This window comes from Actinoplanes sp. NPDC051388 (genome assembly GCF_055586225.1).
Genome location: NZ_JBVJIP010000015.1, coordinates 262,318 through 288,734, shown reverse-complemented (window position 1 = coordinate 288,734; position 26,417 = coordinate 262,318). Strand labels below are relative to the sequence as shown.

At 71.8% G+C, this 26,417-nt stretch carries 22 protein-coding genes; 14 read left to right on the top strand and 8 right to left on the bottom strand.

Annotation, left to right across the window (positions count from 1 at the left end):
• The first annotated feature begins 272 nt into the window (after positions 1–272).
• Genes ACZ6TI_RS33600 through ACZ6TI_RS33575 form a run of 6 tightly spaced genes read left to right on the top strand, consistent with a single transcriptional unit; the run spans position 273 to position 5,281 of the window.
• Positions 273–2,672, top strand: a complete 2,400-nt coding sequence (locus tag ACZ6TI_RS33600) for a sensor histidine kinase (protein WP_465349223.1) — start codon at positions 273–275, stop codon at positions 2,670–2,672.
• A complete protein-coding gene (locus ACZ6TI_RS33595; protein ID WP_465349222.1) occupies positions 2,669–3,094 on the top strand; it encodes a roadblock/LC7 domain-containing protein in 426 nt (141 codons plus the stop codon). Before ACZ6TI_RS33600 ends, ACZ6TI_RS33595 begins: the two co-directional genes overlap by 4 nt.
• A complete protein-coding gene (locus ACZ6TI_RS33590) occupies positions 3,091–3,474 on the top strand; it encodes a DUF742 domain-containing protein (RefSeq protein WP_465349221.1) in 384 nt (127 codons plus the stop codon). The genes ACZ6TI_RS33595 and ACZ6TI_RS33590 overlap by 4 nt, the downstream gene beginning before the upstream one ends.
• Positions 3,458–4,060, top strand: a complete 603-nt coding sequence (locus ACZ6TI_RS33585) for a GTP-binding protein (RefSeq protein ID WP_465349220.1) — start codon at positions 3,458–3,460, stop codon at positions 4,058–4,060. The genes ACZ6TI_RS33590 and ACZ6TI_RS33585 overlap by 17 nt, the downstream gene beginning before the upstream one ends.
• A complete protein-coding gene (locus tag ACZ6TI_RS33580) occupies positions 4,057–5,013 on the top strand; it encodes an ABC transporter substrate-binding protein (protein WP_465349219.1) in 957 nt (318 codons plus the stop codon). The genes ACZ6TI_RS33585 and ACZ6TI_RS33580 overlap by 4 nt, the downstream gene beginning before the upstream one ends.
• Before the next feature lie 10 nt (positions 5,014–5,023).
• Entirely contained in the window at positions 5,024–5,281 is a 258-nt protein-coding gene (locus tag ACZ6TI_RS33575; RefSeq protein ID WP_465349218.1) for a DUF6343 family protein, read from the top strand.
• Positions 5,282–5,287: 6 nt separating this feature from the next.
• On the opposite strand, the gene ACZ6TI_RS33570 is transcribed toward ACZ6TI_RS33575, so the two are convergent.
• Positions 5,288–6,142: a helix-turn-helix transcriptional regulator gene (locus ACZ6TI_RS33570; RefSeq protein WP_465349217.1), complete on the bottom strand. Its 855-nt coding sequence runs from the start codon at positions 6,140–6,142 to the stop codon at positions 5,288–5,290.
• A gap of 219 nt (positions 6,143–6,361) precedes the next feature.
• Here ACZ6TI_RS33570 and ACZ6TI_RS33565 point away from each other — a divergent pair, with 219 nt between their 5' ends.
• Positions 6,362–7,276, top strand: a complete 915-nt coding sequence (locus ACZ6TI_RS33565; RefSeq protein ID WP_465349216.1) for an oxidoreductase — start codon at positions 6,362–6,364, stop codon at positions 7,274–7,276.
• Positions 7,277–7,683: 407 nt separating this feature from the next.
• On the opposite strand, the gene ACZ6TI_RS33560 is transcribed toward ACZ6TI_RS33565, so the two are convergent.
• From ACZ6TI_RS33560 to ACZ6TI_RS33550, 3 genes are read right to left on the bottom strand one after another with little or no spacing between them, the layout of a single operon-like run.
• Positions 7,684–9,633 (bottom strand): S1 family peptidase, encoded by a 1,950-nt coding sequence (locus ACZ6TI_RS33560; protein WP_465349215.1) that lies wholly within the window; start codon positions 9,631–9,633, stop codon positions 7,684–7,686.
• Between the two features lie 34 nt (positions 9,634–9,667).
• Positions 9,668–10,192: a hypothetical protein gene (locus ACZ6TI_RS33555; RefSeq protein WP_465349214.1), complete on the bottom strand. Its 525-nt coding sequence runs from the start codon at positions 10,190–10,192 to the stop codon at positions 9,668–9,670.
• 1 nt (position 10,193) lies between these two features.
• The gene (locus tag ACZ6TI_RS33550; protein ID WP_465349213.1) at positions 10,194–13,856 is read right to left on the bottom strand and encodes an ALF repeat-containing protein; all 3,663 of its coding nucleotides are present in this window, start codon (positions 13,854–13,856) and stop codon (positions 10,194–10,196) included.
• A gap of 188 nt (positions 13,857–14,044) precedes the next feature.
• On the opposite strand from ACZ6TI_RS33550, the gene ACZ6TI_RS33545 reads away from it, so the two are divergent.
• On the top strand, positions 14,045–14,548 hold the full coding sequence (locus ACZ6TI_RS33545; protein ID WP_465349212.1) for a transglutaminase-like domain-containing protein: 504 nt from the start codon (positions 14,045–14,047) through the stop codon (positions 14,546–14,548).
• 216 nt (positions 14,549–14,764) lie between these two features.
• Here ACZ6TI_RS33545 and ACZ6TI_RS33540 read toward each other — a convergent pair whose 3' ends face one another.
• On the bottom strand, positions 14,765–15,412 hold the full coding sequence (locus tag ACZ6TI_RS33540) for an AfsR/SARP family transcriptional regulator (RefSeq protein ID WP_465349211.1): 648 nt from the start codon (positions 15,410–15,412) through the stop codon (positions 14,765–14,767).
• Positions 15,413–15,561: 149 nt separating this feature from the next.
• Between ACZ6TI_RS33540 and ACZ6TI_RS33535 the strand changes: the two genes are divergently transcribed.
• Together ACZ6TI_RS33535 and ACZ6TI_RS33530 are read left to right on the top strand one after the other, a co-directional pair.
• A complete protein-coding gene (locus tag ACZ6TI_RS33535) occupies positions 15,562–16,260 on the top strand; it encodes a laminin G domain-containing protein (protein WP_465349210.1) in 699 nt (232 codons plus the stop codon).
• A 104-nt stretch (positions 16,261–16,364) separates the two neighbouring features.
• Positions 16,365–17,681 (top strand): MFS transporter, encoded by a 1,317-nt coding sequence (locus ACZ6TI_RS33530; protein WP_465349209.1) that lies wholly within the window; start codon positions 16,365–16,367, stop codon positions 17,679–17,681.
• Here ACZ6TI_RS33530 and ACZ6TI_RS33525 read toward each other — a convergent pair.
• The 3 genes from ACZ6TI_RS33525 to ACZ6TI_RS33515 are packed head-to-tail and all read right to left on the bottom strand — an operon-like array spanning position 17,602 to position 19,938.
• Positions 17,602–17,883 carry a hypothetical protein gene (locus tag ACZ6TI_RS33525; RefSeq protein ID WP_465349208.1) on the bottom strand — a complete coding sequence of 94 codons (282 nt, stop codon included), beginning with the start codon at positions 17,881–17,883 and terminating at the stop codon, positions 17,602–17,604. The two genes, ACZ6TI_RS33530 and ACZ6TI_RS33525, sit on opposite strands and share 80 nt — an antisense overlap.
• Positions 17,880–18,134 (bottom strand): hypothetical protein, encoded by a 255-nt coding sequence (locus ACZ6TI_RS33520; protein ID WP_465349207.1) that lies wholly within the window; start codon positions 18,132–18,134, stop codon positions 17,880–17,882. The genes ACZ6TI_RS33525 and ACZ6TI_RS33520 overlap by 4 nt, the downstream gene beginning before the upstream one ends.
• A 31-nt stretch (positions 18,135–18,165) precedes the next feature.
• Positions 18,166–19,938 (bottom strand): PucR family transcriptional regulator, encoded by a 1,773-nt coding sequence (locus ACZ6TI_RS33515; protein ID WP_465349206.1) that lies wholly within the window; start codon positions 19,936–19,938, stop codon positions 18,166–18,168.
• Between the two features lie 98 nt (positions 19,939–20,036).
• On the opposite strand from ACZ6TI_RS33515, the gene ACZ6TI_RS33510 reads away from it, so the two are divergent.
• Genes ACZ6TI_RS33510 through menC form a run of 4 tightly spaced genes read left to right on the top strand, consistent with a single transcriptional unit; the run spans position 20,037 to position 26,234 of the window.
• Positions 20,037–23,282, top strand: coding sequence for a serine hydrolase (locus tag ACZ6TI_RS33510; protein WP_465349205.1), 3,246 nt, complete (start codon positions 20,037–20,039; stop codon positions 23,280–23,282).
• Positions 23,279–24,361: a M20 family metallopeptidase gene (locus tag ACZ6TI_RS33505; protein WP_465349204.1), complete on the top strand. Its 1,083-nt coding sequence runs from the start codon at positions 23,279–23,281 to the stop codon at positions 24,359–24,361. Before ACZ6TI_RS33510 ends, ACZ6TI_RS33505 begins: the two co-directional genes overlap by 4 nt.
• Positions 24,358–25,131 (top strand): GNAT family N-acetyltransferase, encoded by a 774-nt coding sequence (locus tag ACZ6TI_RS33500; RefSeq protein WP_465349203.1) that lies wholly within the window; start codon positions 24,358–24,360, stop codon positions 25,129–25,131. Before ACZ6TI_RS33505 ends, ACZ6TI_RS33500 begins: the two co-directional genes overlap by 4 nt.
• On the top strand, positions 25,128–26,234 hold the full coding sequence (menC, locus tag ACZ6TI_RS33495) for an o-succinylbenzoate synthase (RefSeq protein ID WP_465349202.1): 1,107 nt from the start codon (positions 25,128–25,130) through the stop codon (positions 26,232–26,234). The genes ACZ6TI_RS33500 and menC overlap by 4 nt, the downstream gene beginning before the upstream one ends.
• The last annotated feature ends 183 nt before the right edge of the window (positions 26,235–26,417 follow it).

Below are 26,417 nucleotides of genomic sequence, written 5' to 3'. Positions count from 1 at the left end.
GACCAAAACCTCGTCTCGGACTACATCACCAACCAGGGCATGACCCCGGAGAAGGCCGCCGAGAAGTGGGCCACCGAACACGAAGCCACCTGGAAAGCCTGGATGCCCACCGCCGGCTGACGTACATCGAGTCCGTTCGCGGTGTCCGGCCCGAGCATCTTTCGGGTTGCTTTGCCGGACACCGTGGACTCGTCAACGTCGCCTAGCTAGCGTGCGATGCCGCGGAAGCAACAGCGAGCAACGCAGCCGTCACTCGACAGAGGAGAGATCGCGTGTCCGCAACAGGCCGCCCGATCAGCCCATCAACCGCCCGGTCCGGCGGCACGATCCGGCGCCGCGTCATCCGCACCCTGGCCCTGCCGGTCGCCGCGGTGCTGGCCCTGCTCGGTGTCATCACCGTCATCGAGGTGGACGACTATCGCACCGCGGACGCCTCGGCCCGCGCGGTCACCCTGGTGCTGTCCGTGCAGGACCTGGTGCAGGAACTGCAGAACGAACGTGGCCTGACCGCCGGCCTGCTCGGCGGCAACGTCGGCTTCCGCGCCGAGCTCGCGCCCGCCCGGCAACGGGTGGACGACAAGCGGGCCGCGGTGGAGGGGCTGGTCGCCGAGCGCGGCGCCGTCGAGGACCGGGTGTCCACGGCGGTCCGCAAGCTGGACGGCCTGTCCGGGGTGCGGGCCGGCACCGACACCGGCGCGGCCGGCCGGGCGCCGACCTTCGCCTTCTACACCGGCATCATCGCCGCCCTGAGCGGGGTGGACTACGGGCTGGACAGCTCGGCCGACACCAGCCTGCGCCGGGGCGTCGCCGCGCTGCAGGCGCTCGGCGACGCGAAGGAGAGCACCGCGCAGGAACGGGCGTTCCTCAACGGCGTGTTCTCCGCGAGCGGATTCCAAGGCGGCGAGTTCCTGCAGTTCGCCACCATGCGGGCCGCCAAGGACGCGGCGCTGGCTGACTTCCAGCGCTACGCGACCCGCACCCAGCAGCAGGCCAAGGACTACGTGCTGAACACCGGCGCGGCGCAGACCGCGGCGTACTTCGAGCAGGTCGCCCTGGGCGCCGGCGACGGCCGTTATCTGCAGGTGAACCCGCAGTCCTGGTGGTCCGCGCTGACCACCGTGCTGGACGACATGCTGCGCCTCGAGCAGCACGTCGGCTCGGTGATCCAGGCCCGCGCCGAGACGCTGCAGAACGACGCGACCCGCCGGATGGGCGTGCTGATCGGCGTGGTGCTGGCCTGCTTCGCCGGCTCGGTCTACCTGGCCGTGGTGGCGTCGCGGTCGATCGCCCGGCCGCTGGCCACGCTGGCCGCCGAGGCGAACCGGATGTCCAGCGAGCGGCTGCCCGAGGCGGTCCGCCGGGCCACCGCGGGCGAGACCGACGCGCCACCGCAGAGCGTGCCGGTGCCGGCCGGATCCAGCGACGAGGTCCGCCAGGTCGCGGACGCGTTCGACCGGGTGCAGGCGACGGCCTACGAGCTGGCGACCGAGCAGGCCATGCTGCGCCGCAGCACCACGGAGTCGCTGGCCAACCTGGGCCGCCGCAATCAGAACCTGCTGCGCCGCCAGCTCGGCTTCATCACCCGGCTGGAACGCGAGGAGTCCGACCCGACCGGCCTGGCGAACCTCTTCGAGCTCGACCACCTGGCCACCCGCATGCGCCGCAACGCGGAGAGCCTGCTGGTCCTGGTCGGCGCGGCCAGCCTGCGGCAGTGGTCCGAGCCGCTGCCGATCTCCGACGTGATCCGGGCCGCGGTGTCCGAGGTCGAGGAGTACCGCCGGGTCACGCTGCGCCGGGTGGACGAGACGATGGTGGCCGGCGCGGTGGTCAGTGGCGTCGCGCACATGCTCGCCGAGCTGGTGGAGAACGGCCTGACCTTCTCGCCGCCGGACGCGGACGTGGAGATCCAGGGCCGCCGCCTCGGCGACAGCTACCTGATCGCGATCACCGACCAGGGCATCGGGATGAGCGCGGCGGACATCGAGGTGGCCAACCAGCGACTGCGCGGCGAGGGCGACTTCATCAGCGCGCCCGCCCGCTTCCTCGGCCACTACGTGGTCGGCCGGCTCTCCACCGACATGGGCATCACCGTGCAGCTCACGCCGTCCCCGGTGACCGGCGTGACGGCCCGCATCACGCTGCCGGCGCACCTGCTGGCCGAGGGCCCGTCGGAGCTGCCGCAGACGGCGGCGCCGCAACCGCAACAGACGGAGATCTCGGACGTCGCCGACACGCAGGTCCTCACCCTGCCGCCGGTTGCGCCGCCCCCGCCGCCGGCGCTCGAGCCGGTGGCCACCACGGCGGACGGCCGGCTCCGGCCGACCACTGTCGAGTACGTGACCGTGCCCGCGGTGCCGACCCAGCGCCCGGCCTCCCCGATGGAGAAGTCCTCGTCCACGCTCGGCCTGGATCTGTACACGTTCCAGCCGGTCGAGGAGGACCCCGAACGAACCCCCAACGGCCTGCGCAAGCGGAACCCCCGCGCCCGCAAGGCCGCTGCCGAGCCGGTTGCGGCGGCCACCGCCACCCGCACCACGGATCGGCCCACGGCGGTGGTCGACACGCCGGACGACGTCAGATCCCGGCTGAATGCATTCCGCAGCGGTGTGATCAAGGGCAGCAGCGACGCAGCCCCGCCCCCCGAAGACGACGGCGAAGGAAGTTCCCGATGAGCGTGGAGACGACGGCCGATCGGCACCAGTTCAACTGGCTGCTGGGCAACTTCGTGCACCAGACCGACGGCGTGCGTGACGCGGTGGCGGTTTCCTCGGACGGTCTGCTGATCGCCGCGTCGGACGGGCTCAGCCGTGCCGAAGCGGACCACCTCGCCGCGATCGTCTCCAGCCTGGCGAGCGTCTCGCGCAGCGCGTCCCGCCGGTACGACTTCGACGGGCTGAAGCTGATCATGATCGAGATGCGGCGCGGCTTCCTGCTGGTGTCGGTGATCTCCGGGGGCAGCTGCCTCGGCGTGGTGGCCGGCGGCGACAGCGATGTCGGGCTGGTCGGCTACGAGATCTCCCGGCTGGCCGAGCGCTTCGGCACGCTGCTCACCCCGGCGCTGATCTCCGAATCCCGCCAGCACCTGCCGCGATGAGCGACATGCCGTACGCCGGCGCCGGACCGCGTGAACCCCTCGATCAGGAACCGGGCGAGGATCTCGTGGTCCGCCCGTTCATGCTGACCGGCGGGCGGACCCGGCCACTGCACGACGGGCTGCGGATCGAGACGTTGCTGCACGCGGCGCCGTCGGCGTTGTCCGCGCCGCTGCGGTTCGAGTCGCGGCGGATCGTCGAGCTGTGCCAGTCGCCGATGTCGATGGCCGACCTGGCGGTGAAGCTGCGGGTGCCGCTGGGCGTGGTCCGGGTGATCGTCGCCGACCTGGTGACCGAGGGCTACCTGCGCATCGAGGACCAGCTCGGCGAGCTTCCCATCAGCATGATCGAGAGGATCAGGGATCGTGTTCGGGCGCTCTAGTGAGGTGCCGGAGTCATTGCCGCCGGTGTCCGTGAAGATCGTCATCAGTGGCGGCTTCGGGGTCGGCAAGACCACTTTCGTCGGCGCGATCTCCGAGATCGAGCCGCTGGTCACCGAGGCCGAGATGACCGAGCGGTCGATCGGCGTGGACGACACCTCGGCGGTCTCCGGCAAGAACACCACCACGGTGGCGCTCGACTTCGGCCGGATCACGCTCGAGGACGCGCTGCTGCTCTACCTGTTCGGCACGCCCGGACAGGACCGGTTCTCGTTCCTCTGGGACGACCTGGTGGACGGTGCGCTGGGCGCGATCGTGCTGCTCGACACCCGCCGGATCGAGGACTGCTTCCCGGCCGTCGACTACTTCGAGGAGCACGACATCCCGTTCCTGATCGGCGTCAACACGTTCGACCACGCGCAGCGCTTCGACCTGGGCGAGGTGCGCGACGCGCTCGGCATCGACCAGAGCGTGCCGATCGTCGAGTGCGACGCGCGGCACCGTGAATCCGTGAAGAGCGTGCTGGTCGCGCTCACCGAAGAGGTTCTGACGAAACGGCTCGGCCGGGAGAAGGCGGTGACGGCATGAGGCTGCTCCGGCGTACCCTCGCCATGGGTTTGGTCCTCGGTCTCGCTGCCTGCGGCAGCGGCGAATCCGCGATCACTCCCCCACCCGGCGTCGCGAAGGCGGCCTGCGGCACGGTGAACATCGCGGTCAACCCCTGGGTGGGGTACGCGGCGAACGTGGCCGTGGTCAGCTATCTGCTCAAGACCGAGCTCGGTTGCCAGGTCGTGGAGAAGGACCTGACCGAGGACGAGTCGTGGGCGGGCCTGGCCAAGGGCGAGGTCGACGTGATCCTGGAAAACTGGGGACACGACGACCTGAAGAAGAAGTACATCGACGACCAGAAGGTCGCGGTGGAGCAGGGCCTCACCGGCAACAAGGGCACCCTGGGGTGGTACGTGCCACCGTGGCTGGCCAAGGAACACCCGGACATCGTCAAATACCAGAACCTCAACGAGTACGCGGAGCTGTTCCGCACCGGGAAGTCCGGCAAGAAGGGCCAGCTGCTGGGCGGCGATCCGTCCTTCGTCACCAACGACGCGGCGCTGATCAAGAACCTCGACCTGGATTACGAGCTGGTCTATGCCGGCAGCGAGGACGCCCTGATCGCCGCGTTCCAGAAGGCGGAGCGCGAGGAGGAGCCGCTGATCGGCTACTTCTACTCTCCACAGTGGCTGCTCTCGGAGATCCCGCTGGTGCACATCCCGCTGCCGGTCTACAAGCCCGGCTGCGACTCGGATCCCAAGACGGTCGCCTGCGACTACCAGCCGTACGACCTGGACAAGATCGCCCGCAAGGCCTTTGTGGACAGTGGCAGCCCGGCGGCCGACCTGGTGAAGAACTTCCGCTGGACCGACGACGACCAGAACTCGGTGGCCCGCGACATCACGGTCAAGAAGCTGTCCCGGGACGCCGCGGCCAAGATCTGGCTGGACGCCCATCGCGCGGCTTGGCAGAAGTGGCTGCCGGCTCGTTAGGGTGGTGGTCGTGGACCCGCAACCGCCCGGTCGCAAGGGCACCTTCGACCGGCCGTACAGCGCCTTGAACCTGCGTCTGGTCCTGGCGCTGTTCGGCCTGGTCACGTCGGCGGTGTTCGCGGCGCTGGCGTTCCGCGCGGGCTGGGGTTCGGCGGGCTGGATCCTGGTGGCCCTGGCCGTGATCGCGGCCGTGGACATCGTGGTGATCCAGCGCCGGCGCCGCGCCCGCAAGCGCATCCAGGGCGAGGGCCACTCGCTGTTCGAGTGAGCTCTCTCAGCGGCCGCGGCTCGCGTGCAGCGAGGCCAGCAGCTGCAGGCGGTCCGCGTCGGCGCTGCCCGGCTCGGCGGTCCAGACCAGCATGACCGCGCCCGGGTTGCCGGGCAGTGGATAGGTGTCCCAGTCCAGCACGATGTCGCCGACCTCGGGCACCCGGAAGGTCTTGGTGCCGCGCACCGACTCGCGCACGTCGTGCCGGGCCCACAGCCGCCGGAACTCGGCGCTGCGGATGCTCAGCTCGCCGACGATCGCGGTGGCCCGCGGATGGCTGGGGTCGGTGGCGACGGCCGCGCGCATCATGCCGATGTAGTCCAGCGCCTGGCTCTCCCAGTCCGGGCAGCTCTGATCACCGGTCAGCGCGCCGTCGAACATCAGCAGCAGCATGTTGAGCCGGTCCGGCGGACGGCCGTCCGGTTCGCCGAGCAGCGCCTCGGCGAGGGGATTCCAGGCGAGCAGGTCGAGGTGCCGGCCGAGCACGACCGCCGGGGTGTCCATCACCCGCAGCAGCCGCCGGGTGCTTTCCGGCACCCGCTCCGGCGCCTGGTCCCGCCGGGGCGGCGCCGGCCGGCGGGCGGCGTGGGCCAGCGTGAACAGATGCCGGCGCTCCTCGTCGTCGAGGCCAAGCGCGGCGGCCAGCGCGTCCAGGACGTCGTCGGACGGACGCACCTCGCGGCCCTGTTCCATCCGCTGGTAGTAGTCGGTGCTCAGGCCGGCCAGCAGCGCCAGCTCGTCGCGCCGCAGACCGGTGACCTTGCGCCGGCCGCCGGGCTCGAGACCGACGTCCGCCGGGCGGAGCCGCCCACGCCGGGCGCGCAGGAAGTCGCCGAGCTCACGGGCGTAGGGGTGGGTCATACCGCAAGTGTGCCGCCCGGCTCGACCGCCTGGGTAGGTCTCGCAGACCTACGGAACCGACTCGCTCAGCTCCTAACGTCTGCAAGAACCAACCCCTGTCCCCGCCTTTCGGCACCGCCGTTCGTCCTCGCCTTTCGGGTGCCGCCCCTTCGCCCTTTCTTTGGTGCTTTTCGTGCAGGACAAACAGATGAACCACTCTTCTTTGTTTAGGAGCAGCAGATGACCGGATGGACCGCTGACCGCATTCCCGACCAGCGCGGCCGGGTCGCCGTCGTGACCGGCGCGAATTCCGGCCTCGGCCTGGTGACCGCCACAGAGCTTGCGCGGCACGGCGCGCACGTCGTGCTCGCCGTCCGCAACACCACCGCCGGCGAGGCCGCGGCCCGCCGCATCGGCGGCGACGTCGAGGTGCGCGAGCTCGACCTGGCGTCCCTGGCCTCGGTGCGCGCCTTCGTCGAGAAGCTGACCGCCGACCACCCCGCGATCGACCTGCTGATCAACAACGCCGGCGTGGTGCTGCTCGGTCCGCGCCGCACCACCGCCGACGGGTTCGAGCTGCAGCTCGGCACCAACATGCTGGGCCATTTCGCGCTGACCGGCCTGCTGCTCGGCGCGCTGCGCCCGGAGTCCCGAGTGATCAGCCTCAGCTCGATCACCCACAAGAACGCGCACCTCGACTTCGACGACCTGATGTTCGAGCGGAACTACCGCGCCTCCCCCGCCTATGGCCGGTCGAAGCTGGCGACCACCGTCTTCGGCGTCGAGCTAGACCGCCGCCTGCGCGCCGCCGGGCTGCCGATCATCAGCGCGCTAGCCCACCCCGGTCTGACCCGCACCAACCTGACGCCGCGCGCTTGGGAGCACCGCGGCCGACTCGGGCGGGTGATCTCCCGGGTCGGCTTGCTGGCCACCCAGCCGGTGGAGCAGGGCGCCCTGCCCCAGTTGCGCGCCGCCACCGACCCGAGCGTGCGAGGAGGCGAATTCTTCGGCCCGGCCGGGCTCTGGGAGACGCGCGGCCGAGTCACCGAAGCCCGAATCAGCCGAGAAGCAACCGACCCGAGCGTCGGTGCAAAGCTCTGGACGGTGGCCCAGGAATTGACCGGAGTCAGCTATCTCACCACCGTCAGCCGCTGAGCCACTCCATCGCGCGCAGGTGGAACAGGGTGCCTGCCGCACCTGCGCGCGACCACCGCCCCCGACGTGCGAGGCGGCGAAGCCTTCGGCCCGGCCGGGCTATGGGAGACACGCGGCCGAGTCACCGAAGCCCGAGTCAGCCGAGAACCGACCGACCCGAGCGTCGGTGCAAACCTCTGGACGGTGACTCAGAAACTGACCGGAGTCAGCAATCTCTCCACCGCCAGCCGCTCCATCACCAGCCGGCGGCCCTCACGGACGCCGGCTGGTGAACCTCGCCCTCAGTTTCGTCAACCTCAACGCCCTCAGCCGGTGCACCGCACCCGCCGTCAGTTGGTCAACCTCACCGCCCGCCTCAGCCGGGGCACCTCACCGCCGTCAATCGGCGGACGTCGCCGCCGTCGTCGTCAGTCGGTGATTCGGACGTCGTCTACGAAGCCGCGGTAGCCGCCGGTGTTGGCCGGCTGGTCGTAGCCGATGTCCATCTGGGTGATCTGCTTGCCGTTGGCCACGCCGCCGAGGCCGATCGAGATGTAGTTCCACTGGTCCAGCGTCAGCCGGGTGCACTGGTTGCCGGGGTGGACGCCCTGGCCGTTCTGGTTGGTGGCGCCCGAGTCGCGCAGGCTCTTGGACGTGCCGTCGATCGAGTCGAACAGGATCAGGTCCATCGCGACGCAGGCGCTGTTGTTGCCCTCGGCGAAGTTGAAACTGTTCTCCTTGCTCTGCGGATAGATCCAGTAGGTCAGCTTGCTGGTCGGCGTCACGAAGAGGCCGGTCGGCCCGAACGCCTTCGTGTACGCGTGCGACCGGGTGGCGTTGGTGTCCTTGCCGGAATAGAGCACGACCTTGCCGCCGGTGTGCGCCCGCGGGTCGTCGCCGACGAACATCTCCGGCCCGGTCAGGCCGCAGCAGACGCCGCCGACGTTGAGCAGCCCGCCGCCCGGCGCCGTGGCCGACACCGTGTCCCGCCAGCCGAGGCCCGGCTGGCCGGTCTCCACGCTGGTGCTGAACTTGTCGGTGCGCACGACGTCGGTGATCGCGATGTCGTCGACGAAGCCGCGGTAGCCGCCGGTGTTCGCGTTCTGGTCGTAGCCGATGCTGATCGTCTTGATGGTCTTGCCGGGCACGTAGTCGCCGATCTTCACGATCACCTGCGACCAGGCGTCGATGGGCGCCTTGTCGCACTGCGCGCCGGGGTGCACTCCGCTGCCGCGCTGGTCGACCGCGCCCGAGTCACGCAGCGCCGAGCCGTCGGTGAAGGCCAGGTCGACCGAGACGCAGGTGCTGTTGGTGCCGGTCGCATAGCCGAAGCTGGTGGCCGGGCCCTGCGGGAAGATCCAATAGGACAGCACCGTGCTCGGGCGCACCTGCACGTTCCGCACGCCAAATGCCTTCGTGTACGCATAGGACCGGGTGGCGCTGTTGTCCTTGCCCGAATAGAGCACCGCCTGCGTGCCACCGTGCGCGCCTTCCGGCGGGACGCCGGTGAACAATTCGGGCCCGGTCAGGCCGCAGCACACGCCGACGACATTGAGCAGGCCGCCCTCGCCGGTCTCGGTGCCGACCGTGTGGTGCCAGTTGAGCCGCGGGTCACCGGCCTCGAACCCGGTGCGGAAGCCGGGCAGGTTCGCCGTGATCCAGGAGCCGATATCGTCCACGCGGGTCTCGGTCGCGCGGGCCGGCTCGGTCGTCTCGCCGAGGCAACCGCCCTGGTTGGAGCCGTGGTGCACGCCGGCCAGCTCGATCGTGCCGCCGCTGCCGCGCAACGCCGGGCCACCCGCGTCGCCCTTGCAGACGCCGCTGGTCGCGTCGCCCGCCGGGATCAGGTCGAACGTCCCGTCGGCGACCGTGTCCACCGACGACGGCGCGGACTTCATTCGCGGGGTGATCCACCCGTTCTCGGTGCGCCCGAAGCCCGCGATCGTGAGGGCCTCGCCGGCCTGCGGGGCCGCCGTGGCGATCTTGACCGGCGCGATCGAGGTGACCGGAGTGTCCAGCCGGGCGAGCACCAGGTCACGGTCGGGGTGGACGATGATGTCGCGGACCGGGACGACCGCGCCGCCGGTGCCGTCCAGGTTGCTGCGGCCCACCGTGACCGTGGTGGCCAGGGTCGGCACGCCGGTGCGCGCGTTGCCGTCCGCGCCCGCGAAGCACGCCTCGGCGGTGAGCACGAGCTGCGGGTTGACCAGCGCACCGGAGCAGGCGCGCTCGGTGTCGCCGATGGTCAGTCGGGCGACGAACGGCAGGGCGCCGTCCGCGACGTCCGCGCCGCCGGTGATCGCCGCGGCCGGACCGGCGCCCGCGATCACCGCACCCAGGACCAGGGCAGGCGTCAGCAACAAACGTTTGCGGTTCATATGGTGGAGAGCCCCCGCTCGAATGGTGAATTGATTACCTGTATCTGGTGAGGTCTTCAGGGCGAACAATGTGCGTGCCGGCCGACGCGCTGACCGAATAGATGTCGTCGAGTCGCAGTTCTGGGAAGTCCTCCAGCTGATATGGCGAGATCAGCCAGAAGATCACCTCGCCGCCCGGCACGAAGTAGTTCTCGAGGGAGGCGAAGTGCCTGCGCCGTATGTGGTGGATCTCGGCGCCGGCCGCCACCAGCCGGTCGGCGACCTCCTCGAACGGCACCCGCCGCGGGAAGTCGCCGTATCGCTGCGTGATCGCCTCGGGCACATTGCCGTCGAAGGGGTAATTGAGCGTGGCGCTCTCACAGATCCAGCGCTCGCCGTCCCGCGCGAAGGTCACGGTGACGAAGCCGAAGAACCTGATCAGTTTGTTCTCGACCAGGTCGTTGTCGACGAATTGCGGCCCGAGGGCGTCCACCCAGGCGCCGGGCTCTGTGCCGAGCCCGGCGCCACAGACCTCTCCGCTGACCGCGAAGTCAGCGAAGAAGTCCAGGTGGGTGGACATGTCAGTCGACGCCCAGCTTGCGGAGGCGGTAACAGACCTGCTTCATGCGGACGATCATGGCAGGGTCGCTGACCTTGATGACACCGGCCTTGATCTGGTCGAGCACGGCCTCGGTGTTGTTGAGCAGCTTCGTGCGGCCGGCCCGGTCGTTCAGGAGGAAGTCGACGGCCACCTCGAACTGCTCGGGACCGGAGATCTTGTTGTTGGTGCCCGACCAGCTCATGCCGACCAGGTTGTTGTTCGCGTCGACGCCGATGCGCACCTCGGTGCCGTCGTCCATGTTGAGGTGCGGGCCCTTGTTGCCATAGTCCGCGTGGGCCTGGCCGACGTGGTCGACCTTGCACTTCTTGGCCGCCGCGGCCATGGCCGACCCGGCCATCCGCTTGGGCACCGGCACTTCGATGGGACAGGCCACCGGCTCGGGACGGCGCGTCTTGCGCGCATCCTCGATGATCTTCTCGGCCTCTTTGATGACCTTCTTGGCGTTCCGGCTCTCCTCGAGGAACTTGCCGACCCGCTTGATCACGTTGTAGATGGCCTTGCCGACCTTGCCCAGCTTGGCCGCCGCGAAGATGAACGACCCGACGTCCACCAGTGCCCACAGGCAGGTGCCGAGGTCACCGTCCTGGATGCAGTGGACGATGTTGTCGATGCCGAGGACCTCCATGAGGATCTCAGCGCCGTTCTCCTTCAGCCAGTCCCCGATGGACTTGTTGCCGTCGATCTTCGCCTTGCGATAGGCGTCCAGAGCCGCCTGGCCGCCCTCCTCGAAGACCGCCCGCTCGTCCTCGGTCATGTCGCCGTTGCCCTTGTTGACGACGTCCTGCTGGCGGGTCTGCGCCTCTTCGAGCTTCTGCAGGTTGACCGCGATCTGCTTGGCCTCGGAGGCCAGTGCGGCCGCCTCGCTCGCGGACTTGCCGGCCGCGACCGCGTCGGCCCTGGCCTGGGCGGCGGACGCGGCGGCCGCGTTCGCGAACTGCCGGGCCTGGGTGGCGCTGGCCGACGCCTGGCTGGCCGAGCGGGCCGCACGAGCGGCCGCGTCCTGCGCGGACTGCTCGGCCTGGCGAGCCTGCTTGGCCGACGCCGCGGCCGCGTCCGCGGACGCCTGCGCCTGGTTCGCCGACTGGCGGGCGTTCTCCTTGTAGACCTGTGCCTGATTCGCCGACGCGATGGCCCGGTTGGCCCAGACCTGCGCCTCGGCCGCGGCGCCCGCCGCGAGATAGGCCGCGGCCTGCGCCTCCTGCGCATTTTGCCGGGCGATGGCGGCGGTGCTGGAGATCTCGGCGAGCATCGCGTCGATCGTCTTCACGTGCCGCGTGGTGTCCGCGTCGCGCTCCTGAGCCCGGAACAGCTCCTCGGTGAGGAACTTGGTCAGGCCCGACGCCGGCCCGTTGAGAGCGGCCTGCGCGGCGGCCTGGACCTCGGGTCCGCCGTTGGTCAGCTCCTGGGTGACGTTCACCCGGGCGTCGTCCTCGGCCGCCGCATATTGGCCCTCGGCGAGGAACTGCGCCCGGTCGGCCGGAGTGCCCTCGAGCGCCCGCTGCGCGGCCGCCTTGACCCCCGGACCACCGGTCGCCATGATCTGCGCGACCTTGATCTGGTCGTCGTCGTCCTTGCCCATGTACCACGGGTTGTCGAGGAAGTCCTTGACCTGCTGGTGGCTGCCCTGGATGGCGTCCACCGCGGCCAGCTTCTCGCCGCCGTTGGAGCTGGTGTCGGCGATGTGCCCCACGCTCGCCCGGTCGTCCTGCTCGATCGCGACGTCGATGTCCTGCCGGACGAACGCCACCACGTCCTGCGGGGTGCCGGACAGCGCCTCCTCGGCCGCCGCCTGCAGCCAGCTGCCGCCGGTGTCGAGCAGCTTGACCGCGGCCTCACGACCGTTGTTGACGATCGTCTGCTCCGGCGTGCCCGGCTGCTCGGCCTCGGCCAGCAGGGCCTGGATCTCGGCGTCGAGCGCGACCGCCTGGCCCGCCTGATATGCCGAGTCGATCTCGCGGTTCTCCTCGGCGATCTTGGCGTCCTGCGCCTCGGCGATCATCCGGGCCTTGTTCTGCGCCAGCCGCTCGGCCTCGGCCGCCCGGGCCACCGTGGCCACGGTCTGCGCCGTCGCGGACGCCGCCTCGGCGTCGTCGGCGGAGGTGTCGGCGTGGTTGGCCGCGGTCTGCGCGCGCTGTGCGGCGCCGGCTGCCTCGCCGGCGTGCTGCACGGCCTCCTCGGCCGCCGCGGCCGCGTTGTCCGCGTGCTGCGCCGCCTGGTTGGCCGCGTCCCGGGCCTGCCGGGCCGCGCGGGCCGCCTCGGCCGCGATGACCTGCGCCCGGTTGGCGGCGCGGGTGGCCTCGGCCGCGTTGCGCCGGGCCTCGGCACTGGCCGCACGGGCCTTGGCCGCACTGGCGCCCGCCTGCTGCGCCCAATCGCCCGCCTCGCTCGCCGCGGAGCCGGCCGCGTCGGCGTTGCCACCGGCCGAGGCCGCGCGCTGTGCGGCGATGCCGGCCTGATCGGCGGCCGTGGCGGCGGCGTTCGCCGCCTCCGCCGCGAGCCGGGCGCCGGCGGCGACGTCACGTGCCGCCCGTGCCGCGTCCCGTGCCGCGTCCGCCTTGTTGCGGTCGGTCGCCGCGGCGGCGGCCGCGTTGCTGGCCCGCGCGGCCGCCTGACCGGCGCGGGTGGCCGCCTGCGCGGCCTGGTTCGCGGCGTTCGACGCCACCCGGGCGGCCTCGTTGGCGGCCTTGGCGGCGCGGATCGCCTGGGAGGCGGCGGCCGCGGCGCGCTTGGCCGCATCCGCTGCCCGGCCGGCGGCGGCCGCGGCCTTGACCGAGGACTCGCGCGCCAGCTCGGTCTCCCGGGCCGCGCGCTGCGCGGCCTCCTTCGCCTTCTGCGCGGCGACGATGGCCTGCTCGGCCGAGTCCTTGGCGACCTGGGTCTGCTCGGCCGCCCGCGCGCCGGCCAGCTTGGCCAGGTCGACGAGCTGCGAGATGGACTGCTTCTCCTGGTCGCGGGCGGCGGCGGTCTCATAGCCGTAAAGCAGGAAGTAGTGGACGTCCTCGATGGTGCCGCCGAGCGCACGCTGGGCGGCGCGCCGCACCTCCGGGCCGCCGACCGTCAGGATCTGGGTGACCCGGATCTGGTCGTCGTCCTCCTGCGCGTCGAACTGACCGGCGAGCAGGAACGCCCGCATGTCGTCCGGGGTGCCGCGGAGCGCGGCCTGGCCGGCCGCCTTGACGCCCGGGCCGCCGATCGCCATCGCCTGCGAGATGCGGACCTCGAGGTCGTCCTCGGCCGGTGCGACCCAGCCGTCGGTGATGAACTGGCGCTGCTGCTCGGTGGTGCCGGCCAGCGCCTGCTGCGCGGCCGCCTTCACACCGGGGCCGCCCGCGGCCATCAGCTGGGTGACGCGGACCTGCACGTCCTCGGCGTCGGCCCGGGCGAACCCGGAGTCGAGGAAGTCGACGAGCTCGGCGTCGGTGCCGGTCAGCGCGGCGGCCGCCGCCTTTTGAACGCCCGGGCCGCCCTCTCTGAGGATCTGGACCACGCGGGCCCGGTCGGGAGCGGTCTCCTCCGCATAGGCCACACCGGCCGCGGTGCCACCGGCGAGGAAGACCGCGGTGGTCAGCGCGAGGTAGATGAACTGTCGAAGTCGGTGATGCCAGGAGTGATCGGGACGCATGTTTTGGTTCCCCCGTTTCGCCGCGTCCGTGCGAGTCGAGGACACTATAGACAGTGATGGCGGTCTTTGCCGTCCCGCTCTCGTCCCGCTGTGGAGAGGCGAAAACGGACCGCCCCCACGGGCCGGATCGATGCCTGTACGATCTGCTGGCGTCGATCCGATAATCACCGACACGGGGGTGGGGAACCTTGCGGTTCCTGGGATATCTGGGTGTGTTCGCCGCGGTCAGCGGCATTGTCGTCGCCGGAGGGATGGCCGCCGAAGCGGCCCGTCAACCGGCATCTGAAACCGTCGTCCAGGCCGCGGCCGCGGACGACCCGAATTCGATCGTGGAGACCTTCGCCTATCCGGACGCCGACCGGATCCTGGCCGAGCGGGGCATCCTGCTCAAGCGCGGCGACGGCCACCTGATGCTCACCGACTGCGTGACCGGCGGCGACTTCATCGAGGTCCGGGCGCGCAACCAGGATCCCTATTGCTTCAAGGCCAGCAAGCCGTCCGCGTGGGTGACGCTCGAGCTGCAGGACGCGTTCCTGGTGTTCAGCGACAGCACCCACACCACGGTGGCCAACTACTCGGTCAACGGGGGCGCCCCCGAGTCGACCACCATCGAGCCCGGCGGGGCCGAGGGCATCGGCGAGGGCACCACGCCGGGCCAGCGCGCGGTCCTGCTGGAGCTGCGCGTCGGCTGACCAGCCACAAAGTTCCACTCGGCCCAGTCGCAAAGATCCACTCAGCACCACGGCCGGCCTCGAGAAACTCGGGGCCGGCCGACGTGCGTCCGGGGATCACCCGGGCCAGCCGGCATGCGTCCACAGTCACCCGGCCCAGCCGGCCCGCGTCCACAGTCACCCGGGCCAGCCGGCATGCGTCCAGGATCAGCCGGGCCGGCCGGCACGCGTCCAGGATCAGCCGGGCCGGCCGGGCACGCTCCTGAGCCGGGCTCGCTCCAGCAGGCCGGCGAAACGCGAGGGGTGCTCCGCCGCCAGGTCCTGGAGCTCGCCCAGGTAGTGCCGATGGAGCCCGGCCCGCAGGCCCGCCTCCATCAGCGCCTCCAGCGTGCCGAGCCGGGTCTCCTCCAGGCGCATCCGGGCGAGCTGCCCGATGGTGCCGAGGCGCTGCCCGGCGAAGGGCGTGCCGCCCCACATCCGCAGCGCGCGCCGGGCGGCCGCCGCCACCTCGTCGGGGTCGATGTCCCGGCCCAGCCGGCAGCGGCCGGCCAGGTCGGTGAACGCGGTCAGGTCGAGGCAGGCCGGGTCGATGCGCAGCAGGTAGCCGGGGTGCACGTTGCGGACCGACGCCTCGTGCTCCCCGGCGCCCCACAGCCGGAAGTCCTTGCGCAGCCGGGACGCCTGAGCGTGCAGCGCCGCATAGGGGTCGTCCGGCACCTCCCCCGGCCACACCTCGTCGACCAGTTCGTCGGCGGGCACCACCCGGTTCGCGTGCACCAGCAACGCGATCAGCAGGGCGGCGCGGCCGTTGGGGCGCAACACGGTCTCGCCGTGGGGCGTGGTCACGACCATCGGCCCGAGGACACGGATCTGCACGGTCGGCATCCCGCCACGCTGACCCGGGCGGCAGGTCATCCACCAGCCCGCGAACTACTCACGACTGATCATCCGCGGCTCGGCCCGCCTCCCCAGCCGTAGCGATATGAGGATCTACATTACATTTGTCCGTATCGCGACAACCACCCGAGGCCATCGTGAAGATTCAGTACCCCGTCGCCGCCGTCGTGTTCGCCGCCGCGCTGCTGACCAACCCCGCTGCCGCCGCCGCCGACACCCTGGTCGCGTCCTGGCGGATGAACGAGCCGGCCGGCGCCCGCACCATGATCGACAGCAGCGGGCACGGGTATCGCGGCACGATCGGCCGCGAGGTGGACACCGGCATGAAGATCAGCGGCGCCACCGGGTATCGCTTCGAGCGGCTGCCCCCGGACACCCCGCCGACGCACCCGGGGCACATCATCAACGTGCCGGACTCCTCGCAACTCGACCCCGGCTCCCGCGACTACCGGGTGACCCTGCGGTTCCGGACCACCCACAAGTTCGGCAACATCGTGCAGAAGGGCCAGGCCACCGTCTCCGGCGGCAACTTCAAGGTGCAGATCCCGAACGGCATCGTGCAGTGCCTCTACCGCGGGTCCTCCGGCTCGATCCTGGTGTCCTCGACCAAGCGGCTCAACGACGGCTCCTGGCACACGATGCACTGCTCGCGTACCCGATCGGGGGTCTATCTCGAGGTCGACGGCAAGCTCGTCGCGAAGCGGAGCGGATGGGTTGGCGCGATCGCGAACTCCTGGCCGGTGACCATCGGCGGCAAGGTGAGCTGCGACCAGATCGACGTCGGCTGCGACTACTACGCGGGCGACCTCGACTACGTCGAGATCAGCGCGGGCTGATGATCATGGTGGCCCAGGTCACCTGAACCGCACCCCGGCAGCGCACTTCCGCAGGCGGGAGGAAGCTGATCGGAATGTGCGCCTCTTGCGGCGAAGCTCAGCACGTGCCGCCGGCGGCCGCCGCGCCCCGGCGGTTCGCCGCGCTGCGCAACAAGGACTGCCGGCCCTATCTGTTCGGCGCCGCCCTGGCGATGATGGCCGACAACATCGAGCACGTCATCACGTACTGGGTGTTGTGGGAGAAGTTCCACTCGGAGGCCCTGGCCGGCTTCCAGGTGATCAGCCACTGGGTGCCGTTCCTGTTCTTCTCGGTCTATTTCGGCGGGCTGGCCGACCGGTTCGACTGCCGCCGGGTGATCCAGGCCGCGCAGACGCTGTTCATGCTGGTGTCGGCGGCCTGGGGCGTGCTGTTCCTGACCGGCACGCTGGAGATCTGGTCCGCCTGCCTGCTGCTGGTGCTGCACGGCATCGCCGGGGCGCTGTGGGGTCCCGCCGAGCAGCTGATGCTGCACGACTTCGTCGGCGACGAAGAACTTCCTTCCGCCGTACGCCTGAACGCCACGTTCCGCAGCCTGGGCGTGCTCTTCGGCCCGGTGATCGGCTCGGCCCTGCTGCTCGGGCTGGGCCCGACCTGGGGCATCATCGCCAACATCGCGATCTACCTGCCGCTGACCATCTTCCTGTTCCGCACGAAGTTCACCGGTCACACGCGGGAGGGCAGCGCCCCGCGCCGGCGGATCGGCCTGGTCGACTCGATCCGGGTGCTGCGCGACGTCCGGTCCAACCACACCCTGGTCAGCATGATCATCCTGGGCGGCCTGGGCTCGTTTTTCGTCGGCGCCTCGATGCAGTCCGCAATGCCCATCTTCGCGACCGACCTGGGCGCGGGCAGCGCCGGCGCGGCCTACGGCTTCCTGCTGTTCGCGAACGGCGCCGGCGGCGTGATCGGCGGCGTCCTGCTGGAGGCGACCAACCGGATCCGCCCGACCGTGGCCGCGGCCGTGGTCAGCACCGGCGTCTACGGCCTGACCACGCTGCTGTTCGCGATCTCCACGAACTACCCGCTGTCGCTGGTCCTGCTGGTGCTCGGCGGGGTGGCCAACCTGGCGTCGATGTCGATCGGCCAGACCCTGGCGCAACTGCTGGCCGCGCCGGCCGACCGCGGCCGGGTGATCGGCGTCTACAACATGTCGGCCAACGGCCTGCGCTTCGGCAGCGGCCTGACGGTGGGCCTGTTCGGCGCGATCGTCGGCATCCACTGGTCATTGGGCCTGAGCGCGGCGGCCCTGTGCGTCGGCACCGTGTTCGCGGCGCTCTACGCCCGCTCCCGCGGCCGAGCCGCTACGACGGGCCCGGAGAAGGCGGCGCCGAGGCCGGAGGCGTCGGCAGAGTCGACGGCGAAGGCGAAGGCGACGGACTAGCGGGCGGCGCGCAGCGCGGATCGTCGGCCACCACGTAAAGCTCGCGGAACTCCATGCCGATGCTCTCCGGCTCGTCCACCCACGCCTCATAGACCATGTTGGGTCCGTCGCAGTGGGTGCGGATGTCCGAGTGCTCGCTGCCGCACCCGGTCAGGGCCACACCGGCGAGCACCGCGACGACCAGCACTCTGCTTCTTCTCATCGCTCGACCTTTCGCGGCGGCGGCGGACCGGAACCACCCGGTGCGCAGCGCGGATCATCGGGTACGACCTGCACCTCGGTCAGCTCGAACCGCGCCTGCTCGTCGCCGGCGTCGAACACCCAGGTCTCGTAGATCAGGTTGGGGCCGTCGCACCTGCTGCGGAGCTCGGCGTCGTCCTGCGCACAGGCGGTCAGCAGCACCGCGCAGGCCAGGGCCGGGACGATGGCGCCGATCCGGCCCGGGATCGCCATGGCTGCACCCTCCACATGAGAGACGCCCAGGCTAACCCTCGCGGGCCACCGGCGGGGCGACCACCCGGAGTTGGAGCATGGCGGCGAAGCGGGCCTCCGGGTCGGTCAGGTCGAGGCCGCCCACCTCGGAGAGCCGGCGCAGCCGGTAGCGGAACGTGTTGGGGTGCACATAGCCGGCGGCGGCCGCGGCGATCACGTCGCCGAAGGCGTCCAGCCAGGCCCGCAGCGTCGCCACCAGGTTGGTGTGGTGCTGCTCGTCATAGGCGAACAGCCGGGCCACCGGACCGGTCGGGCGGTCGCCGCGCGCGGCCACCAGGTCGCGCAGTTCCAGGACCAGCGACTCCACGTGCACGTCGGCCAGCGTGGCGACCCGGCGGCCGGTGGACGCGCGCAGCACCCGCAGCGCCCGGTCCGCGCTCCCCCGGGCGTCGGCCAGCGCCGCCGCGTCGGCCGCCGCCGGACCGATGCCGATCACCGCGCGCACCCGGGAGCCGAGCCGGTCCAGGAAATCGGTGGCGATCCGCACCGCCCGCTCCGCGGAGTCCACCGGCAGCAGGCCGTAGGTCACGTCGCCGATCATCGCGGCGGCGCATCTCGGGTGCACGGCGCTCAGGTGCATGGCCAGGCCGTCGCTGACCCGCTGGCGCTCGGCGGCCAGGCCGGCCTCGGCGAGCAGGCTGGGCGAGACGCTGGGCAGGCCGGGCGAGACGCTGGGCAGGCCGGACGAGACGCTGGGCAGGCCGGACGAGACGCTGGGCAGGCCGGACGAGACGCTGGGCGAGACGCTGGGCAGGGTGGGCGAGACGCTGGGCGGGCCGGCCGAGACGCCGAGCACGGCCAGCGCCAGCACCACCACCGGCTGGTCGCCGAGACCGAGCCGGCTCAGCGCGTCGCGGGCACCGGCCCCGCCCTCCAGCGCGGTGCCGAGCAACTCGGTGCGCAGCCGCCGCCGCACGTCCGCACCGGCCCGGATCCGCAGCATGTGCAGGGCGACCAGCTTTGCCGCGTCGGCCAGCGCGCGCATCCGGTCGTCGCTCGGCGCGGCCGGCACGGCCACCCAGATCGAGCCGAGCACCTCGTCGCCGGCCCGCACCGCGATCGCCACCCGGGGCAGCGCGATCTCGCCGTCCACCAGCACGGTCGGCTCGACGTAGATCGGGCCGTCGGTGCGGTGCAGGTCGCGGAAGACGCCGCGTTCGGCGAGGTTGCGGGCGTATCGCTCGGGGACCTGGCGGCCGAGGATGGTCTCCACCCGGGACGCGTCCGCCTCGTCCTGGCGGCCGGAGAAGGCGAGCACCCGGGACGCGCGGTCCTCGATGGTGACCGGCGCGTCGAGCAGCGCGGCGACCGCGTTGGCCAGCGCGAACAGGTCACCGGACGGGATGCCGCCGAGGGTCTCCGGCTGGGCGTCGCCGACGTCGCCCTCGTGGAGCAGCGAACGCAGCAGGGCGGCGAGCTGGGCCCAGGACGCGCCGCGGGTGAGACCGAGCAGGACCACGCCGTGCCGGTCGGCGGCCGCGGCCAGGTCGTCGGTCACGGTCAGCGGCGAACGCACCACCAGGGCCGGGGCGCCGTGCTTGCCGAGCGTACCCAGAAGGGTTTTGATCTCGCCGGGATCGCGGAGCCCGACGCCGAGGACGAGCGCGTGGTCAGAGAGCACCGGATCCTCGAGCGGGTCGTGGATCGCGACGCCACCGATCGCCGGCGCGGTCACCGGGTCGCCGTGCAGCACTTCGAGCAGCGTGGCGCCCAGATCGTCGAGGATCCGGGCGAGCCCGGTGGGTGGGCTTTCGGCGAACGGCACAAGTCAGAGGGTAGCCATTTGGCCGATCGCACCAACCACACGAGGATGGTGCGCGGAAGGCTTGTCCGCGACATCGGCCGACGTGCGAGGAGATTCCGGTGACCCGACGCCAGCGAATCGAGGATCTGACCACGATCACGGTGCCGGAAGAGCCGGCCCTGTCCCCGGACGGCGCCGAGATCCTCTACGTGCTGCGGTCGGAGGACGCGGAGAAGGACCGCGCGGTCCGCTCGATCTGGCGGGTGGGCGCCAAGACGGGTACGCCGCGCCGGCTGACCCGCGGCGACGCCGACACCTCCCCGGCCTGGTCGCCGGACGGCAGGCAGGTCGCCTTCCTGCGCAAACAGGACGACGCGCCGCAGGTCTGGCTGCTGCCCCTGGACGGTGGCGAGCCCAGAGCGGCGACGTCCCTGCCGGGTGGCGCCGGCGCGCCGATCTGGTCGCCGGACGGCACGCGCATCGCGTTCGCGGCGCTGGTCGACCGGGAGGCGGGCGAGACCAACGCACCGATCCGCACCACCCGCATCGACTACCAGGCCGACGGCGGCGGCTTCCTCGGTGGCCGCCGCCGGCACCTGTTCGTGCACGACGTGGCGAGCGGCGACACCAGGCAGGTGACCGACGGCGACTGGAACGCGGGCAGCCCGGCCTGGTCGCCGGACGGCAGCCTGCTGGCCTATGCGGCGGCCACCGCGCCGGACGCCGACCTCACCTATCGCGCGCCGGTCTACGTCGTGGACGCCGCCGACGCCAAGGCGGTCCCGCATCGGGTCGGCCTGGCCGGCGGCTCCGGCAACTCGGTCACCTGGACCGCGGACGGCACCGCGCTGCTGGTCTGCGGCCACCGCGGCGACCCGGTCGGGCACGCCGGGCTGTGGCGGGTGCCGCTGGTCGGCAGCGAGCCGATGAACCTGGCCGCGCCGCTCGACCGGAACGTGATGCCGGGCGGGCCGGCCTACCCGGGCGGGTTGCCGCAGATCGCGGGCGACGGGCGCACGGTGGTGTTCTGCGTGCGCGAACGGGGTTGCTCGCACCTCTATTCGGTGGAGGCGGCCGGTGGGCGACCGCTGCCGGTGGTGGGCGGCGCCGGGGTCAACGTGTCGGGCCTGTCGGTGCGCGGCGGGTCAGCGGCCATCGTGCGCAACGGGCCGGACTCGTACGGCGAGATCGTGCTCGTCGATCTGGCCACCGGAGCCCAGGAGGTGCGGGCCGGCGAGAAGGTCGAAGTCTATCCGCGGGAGGAACGGGAGTTCGCCATCTCGGACGGCGTCACGGTGGCCGGCTGGCTGATCCGCGACCCCGGCGCCGAAGGCCCGTCACCCCTGCTGATCGACGTGCACGGCGGCCCGCACAACGCGTGGAACGGCGCCGCCGACCCGATCCACCTCTACCACCAGGAACTGGTCGCGGACGGCTGGACGGTGCTGCTGATCAACCCGCGTGGCAGCGACGGCTACGGCGAGGAGTTCTTCACCGCGGTCACCGGCGCCTGGGGCACCTCGGACGCCAAGGACTTCCTCGAGCCGATCGACGTGCTGGTCGCCGAGGGCGTCGCGGACCCGGAGCGGCTGGCGGTGACCGGCTACAGCTACGGCGGCTTCATGACCACCTATCTGACCAGCCGCGATCGGCGCTTCGCGGCGGCCGTCGCGGGCGGCGTGGTGACCGACCTGACCAGCATGGCCGGCACCTCGGACGCCGGGCACTTCCTGCGCGAGCTGGAGTTCGGCGGCGGCGACCTGATCGCGCACTCGCCGCTGGCCTCGGTCGCCGACGTGCGCACGCCCACGCTGATCCTGCAGGGCGGCGCCGACCTGCGCTGTCCGGTGGGTCAGGCGCAGCAGTGGCACACCGCGCTGCGCGAGCAGGGCGTGCCGGCCGAGCTGGTGCTCTATCCGGAGGGCTCGCACCTGTTCATCCTGGCCGGGCCGGTGTCGCACCGGATCGACTGGAACCGCCGCACCGCCGACTGGGTGTCCCGCTTTGCGGCCGGCGCCAAGCCGCGCATCGACACCGCGCATTGGCAACGACGGCTGACCGCGCTGGCGACCAAGCACAGGGTGCCCGGCGCCGCGCTCGGCATCCTGCACGGCGAGCAGACCGCGGAGGCCGCGCACGGCGTGCTGAGCGTCGCCACCGGCGTCGACGTCACCACCGACACGCTGTTCCAGATCGGCTCGATCACCAAGGTGTGGACCACCACGGTGGTGATGCAGCTGGTCGACGAGGGCCGGCTCGACCTGGACACGCCGGTCGCCGAGGTGCTGCCCGAGCTGGTGCTCAAGGACCCGGAGGCGGCCAAGCGGGTCACCATGCGGCACCTGCTCACGCACACCAGCGGCATCGACGGCGACGTGTTCACCGACACCGGCCGCGGCGACGACTGCATCGAGAAGTACGTGCACGCGCTGCGCGACGAGGCCCAGGTGCACCCGCTCGGCGCCACCTGGTCGTACTGCAACTCGGGCTTCACGCTGGCCGGCCGGGTGATCGAGAAGGTCACCGGCGGCACCTGGGACCAGGCGATCAAGGACCGGCTGTGCACCCCGCTGGGCCTGACGAAGACGATCACGCTGCCCGAGGAGGCGCTGCTGCACCGCGCCGCGGTCGGGCATCTGGACCCGGAGACGCCCGCGCCGGTGTGGCAGCTCAACCGGTCGGCGGGCCCGGCCGGGCTGATCTCGGCGCCGGTCGGCGACGTGCTGAAGTTCGCGCGCATGCACCTGCGCGACGGCGGCGGCCTGCTGAGCCCCGAGTCGACCGCGGCGATGGCCTCGCACCAGGTCGACCTGCCGGACAAGCACCTGCTCGGCGACTCCTGGGGAATCGGCTGGATCCGGCAGGAGTGGGACGGGCGGCGGCTGATCGGGCACGACGGCAACACGCTGGGCCAGTCCGCGTTCCTGCGGGTGCTGCCCGGCGAGGATCTGGCGGTCACCCTGCTCACCAACACCGGCAACGCGGACGACCTGTACGAGGAGCTGTACCGCGAGATCTTCGCCGAGCTGGTGGACGTGGCGCTGCCGCCGCCGATCACCCCGCCGGACGAACCCACCGGCTTCCCGGTCGAGCCGCACGCCGGCGTCTACGAGCGGGCCAGCACCCGGATCGAGGTGTTCCAGGACGAGAAGGGCCCGCGGCTGCGGATGACCGTGACCGGACCGCTGGCCGAGCTGGTCCCCGACCCGGTGACCGAGTACGACCTGGTCGCGGTCGAGCAGAACCTCTTCGTGACGAAGCGGCCCGAGTCGCAGACCTGGATCCCGGTGACGTTCTACGCGCTGCCCACCGGCGAGCGGTACATCCACATGGGGGCCCGGGCGACGCCTATGGTGCGTTCATGACCGTGCTCGAGGACCTGCTCGCCGACATCGAGGCGCTGGTGCGCTGCGAGTCACCGTCGAAGGACCTGGCGGCGGTGGCCCGCAGCGCCGAGCTGACCGCCGCGGTCGGCGCCGCCTGCCTGGGCCGCGAGCCCGAGCGGTTCGGGGCGAACCTGCGGTGGCGGTTCGGCGACGGGCCGCCGAAGGTGCTGCTGCTCGGGCACCACGACACGGTCTGGCCGCTCGGTTCGCTGGCCGCGCATCCCTATGCGGTCGAGAACGGGATCCTGCGCGGCCCCGGCTGCTTCGACATGAAGGCGGGCGTGGTGATGGCCTTCCACGCGGTCGCCGCGCTGCCCGACCGGTCCGGCGTCACGGTGCTGATCACCAGCGACGAGGAGATCGGCTCGCCCGGCTCCCGCCCGCTGATCGAGGAGTCCGCGGCCGGGTGCGCCGGCGCGCTGGTGCTGGAGGCCTCCGCGGACGGCGGCGCCCTCAAGATCGCCCGCAAGGGCATCGGGCTCTACACCGTGCGGGCCGTCGGCCGGGCCGCGCACGCCGGGCTGGAGCCGGAGCGCGGCGTGAACGCCACCGTCGAGCTGGCCCATCAGGCGCTGGCGATCGCGGCGCTGAACGACCCGGCCCGCGGCACCACGGTCACCCCGACGCTGCTGAGCGCCGGGACGACCTCGAACACGGTGCCGGCCGAGGGTGAGCTGACCGTCGACGTGCGCATCGCCGACCCGGCCGAGCAGGACCGCGTGGACGCCGCGATGCGCGCGCTGACGCCGGTGCTGCCGGGCGCCCGGATCGAGGTGTCCGGCGGCCTGAACCGCCCGCCGATGGCGCCGTCCGCCTCGGCGGAGCTGTTCGCGCGGGCCCAGAAGGTCGCGGCCGCGCTCGGGCAGGAGCCGCTGCGCGGGGTGGCGGTGGGTGGCGGCTCGGACGGCAACTTCACCGCCGGCATCGGCGTGCCGACGCTGGACGGGATGGGCGCGGTCGGCGGCGGCGCGCACGCGGACGACGAGCACGTGCTGGTGTCACGGCTGGTGGACCGCACCGAGCTGCTGCGCGGCCTGATCGAGGACCTGCTCTCGTGAGCGGCGCCACGATCCGGCAGCTCACCACGCTGAGCGAGATGGACTCGGCGGTCGCGCTGTTCGACGAGCTCTGGCCGCCCGGCCCAGCCGGCTCGATGCTCAGCACCGAGCTGCTGCGCGCGCTGACCAAGGCCGGCAACTACCTGGCCGGCGCGTACGACGGCGACAAGCTGCTCGGCGCGTGCCTCGGCTTCTTCGGGCCGCCGGCCGCACGCAGCATGCACAGCCACGTCACCGGGGTGTCCGCGGCCGGCCGGGGGCGGCAGATCGGCTACCTGTTGAAGCTCGACCAGCGCGCCTGGGCGCTCGAGCGCGGGATCGAGACGATCAGCTGGACGTTCGACCCGTTAGTGCGGCGCAACGCGTACTTCAACCTGGCGAAGCTGGGCGCGGTGGCGGCGGAGTATCTGCCGGATTTCTACGGCGGCATGCACGACGCGGTGAATCGCGGCGCCGGCTCGGATCGGCTGCTGGTGCGCTGGGATCTGGCCACTGCCGCGCCATCGCAGGCCGACATCTCGGGCGCTGCCGTCGCCCTGGATTCTTCAGCGGACGGCGATCCGGTGCTCGGCCGTATTTCCGGCGGGCGTCTGCTGGTGGCGACACCGTCCGATGTGGAGCAGCTGCGGGTCAAGGACCCGGCGCGAGCCGCGGCCTGGAGGGTCGCGCTGCGCGAGGTGCTGGAGCCGTCGATGGCCGCCGGCATGCGGGTCACCGGCTTCGACAAATCCGGTTGGTACGTCCTGGAGCGCGAGGAGAGAAACGCATGACGCTGACCGGAGTCGAGCTGCGCCGCATCGCCATGCCCCTGGTGGCGCCGTTCCGCACGTCCTTCGGCACCGAGACCGACCGCGAGGTGCTGCTGGTGCGCGCGGTCACCGACGCCGCCCAGGGCTGGGGCGAGTGCGTGGCGATGTCCGACCCGCTGTACTCCTCGGAATATCTGGACGGCGCGGCCGACGTGCTGCGGCGCTACCTGATCCCGGCGCTGGCCGGCCCGGGCCCGCTGCCCGCGACCGCGGTGGCGCCCCGGCTCGCGCGGTTCAAGGGGCACCGGATGGCCAAGGCGGCGCTCGAGCTGGCGGTGCTCGACGCCGAGCTGCGGGCCGAGGGCCGGCCGCTGTCCCGGGAGCTGGGCGCCACCGTGGACCGGGTGCCGTGCGGGGTGTCGGTGGGCATCATGAACTCGATCGACGAGCTGCTGGAGGCGGTCGGCGGTTATCTGGCCGAGGGCTATCTGCGGATCAAGCTGAAGATCGAGCCGGGCTGGGATGTGGAGCCGGTGCGGGCGGTGCGCGAGCGGTTCGGTGACGACGTGCTGCTGCAGGTGGACGCCAACACTGCGTACACGGTGGCGGACGCCCGGCATCTGGCCCGGCTGGACCCGTTCGGGCTGCTGCTGATCGAGCAGCCGCTGGACGAGGAGGACATTCTCGGGCACGCGGCGCTGGCGAAGGTCGTGCGTACGCCGATCTGCCTGGACGAGTCGATCACCTCGGCGCGCGCCGCGGCCGACGCCATCCGCCTGGGCGCGTGCGAGATCGTGAACATCAAGCCGGGCCGGGTCGGCGGCTATCTGGAGGCCCGCCGGATCCACGACGTGTGCGTGGCGCAGGGCGTGCCGGTGTGGTGCGGCGGCATGCTGGAGACCGGCCTGGGGCGGGCCGCGAACGTGGCGCTCGCCGCACTGCCCGGCTTCACACTGCCGGGCGACACGTCGGGCTCGTCGCGCTACTACCGGACCGACATCACCGAGCCGTTCGTGCTGGACGACGGCCATCTGCCGGTGCCCACCGGGCCGGGCATCGGCGTCGACCCGCTCGCCGACGAGCTCGCCGCGGCCACCCTCGCCACCGAGTGGATCAAGTTGTAAACCCCTTGCCCGGCTGACCACGGGTCGCCCTGCGCCCCTCCCGGGGAGACCGCTCGGCCGCGGGGCGGCCTCCCTGCCAGGTCCGTGCCCACTCACCCCCACCCCTCACCGGATCGAAAGATCCGAGCGGCTGCCGTAGGGTCCGGAAATCGATTTGGAGCAATGTGGAGGGACGGCCGGGGT

Bases quoted from the DNA above. Each gene is read 5' to 3' on its own strand.
- ACZ6TI_RS33595 (WP_465349222.1), top strand. From the start codon at position 2,669: ATGAGCGTGGAGACGACGGCCGATCGGCACCAGTTCAACTGGCTGCTG.
- ACZ6TI_RS33590 (WP_465349221.1), top strand. From the start codon at position 3,091: ATGAGCGACATGCCGTACGCCGGCGCCGGACCGCGTGAACCCCTCGAT.
- ACZ6TI_RS33580 (WP_465349219.1), top strand. From the start codon at position 4,057: ATGAGGCTGCTCCGGCGTACCCTCGCCATGGGTTTGGTCCTCGGTCTC.
- ACZ6TI_RS33570 (WP_465349217.1), bottom strand. From the start codon at position 6,142: ATGACCCACCCCTACGCCCGTGAGCTCGGCGACTTCCTGCGCGCCCGG.
- ACZ6TI_RS33565 (WP_465349216.1), top strand. From the start codon at position 6,362: ATGACCGGATGGACCGCTGACCGCATTCCCGACCAGCGCGGCCGGGTC.
- ACZ6TI_RS33560 (WP_465349215.1), bottom strand. From the start codon at position 9,633: ATGAACCGCAAACGTTTGTTGCTGACGCCTGCCCTGGTCCTGGGTGCG.
- ACZ6TI_RS33555 (WP_465349214.1), bottom strand. From the start codon at position 10,192: ATGTCCACCCACCTGGACTTCTTCGCTGACTTCGCGGTCAGCGGAGAG.
- ACZ6TI_RS33550 (WP_465349213.1), bottom strand. From the start codon at position 13,856: ATGCGTCCCGATCACTCCTGGCATCACCGACTTCGACAGTTCATCTAC.
- ACZ6TI_RS33540 (WP_465349211.1), bottom strand. From the start codon at position 15,412: ATGCCGACCGTGCAGATCCGTGTCCTCGGGCCGATGGTCGTGACCACG.
- ACZ6TI_RS33525 (WP_465349208.1), bottom strand. From the start codon at position 17,883: ATGAGAAGAAGCAGAGTGCTGGTCGTCGCGGTGCTCGCCGGTGTGGCC.
- ACZ6TI_RS33520 (WP_465349207.1), bottom strand. From the start codon at position 18,134: ATGGCGATCCCGGGCCGGATCGGCGCCATCGTCCCGGCCCTGGCCTGC.
- ACZ6TI_RS33505 (WP_465349204.1), top strand. From the start codon at position 23,279: ATGACCGTGCTCGAGGACCTGCTCGCCGACATCGAGGCGCTGGTGCGC.
- menC (WP_465349202.1), top strand. From the start codon at position 25,128: ATGACGCTGACCGGAGTCGAGCTGCGCCGCATCGCCATGCCCCTGGTG.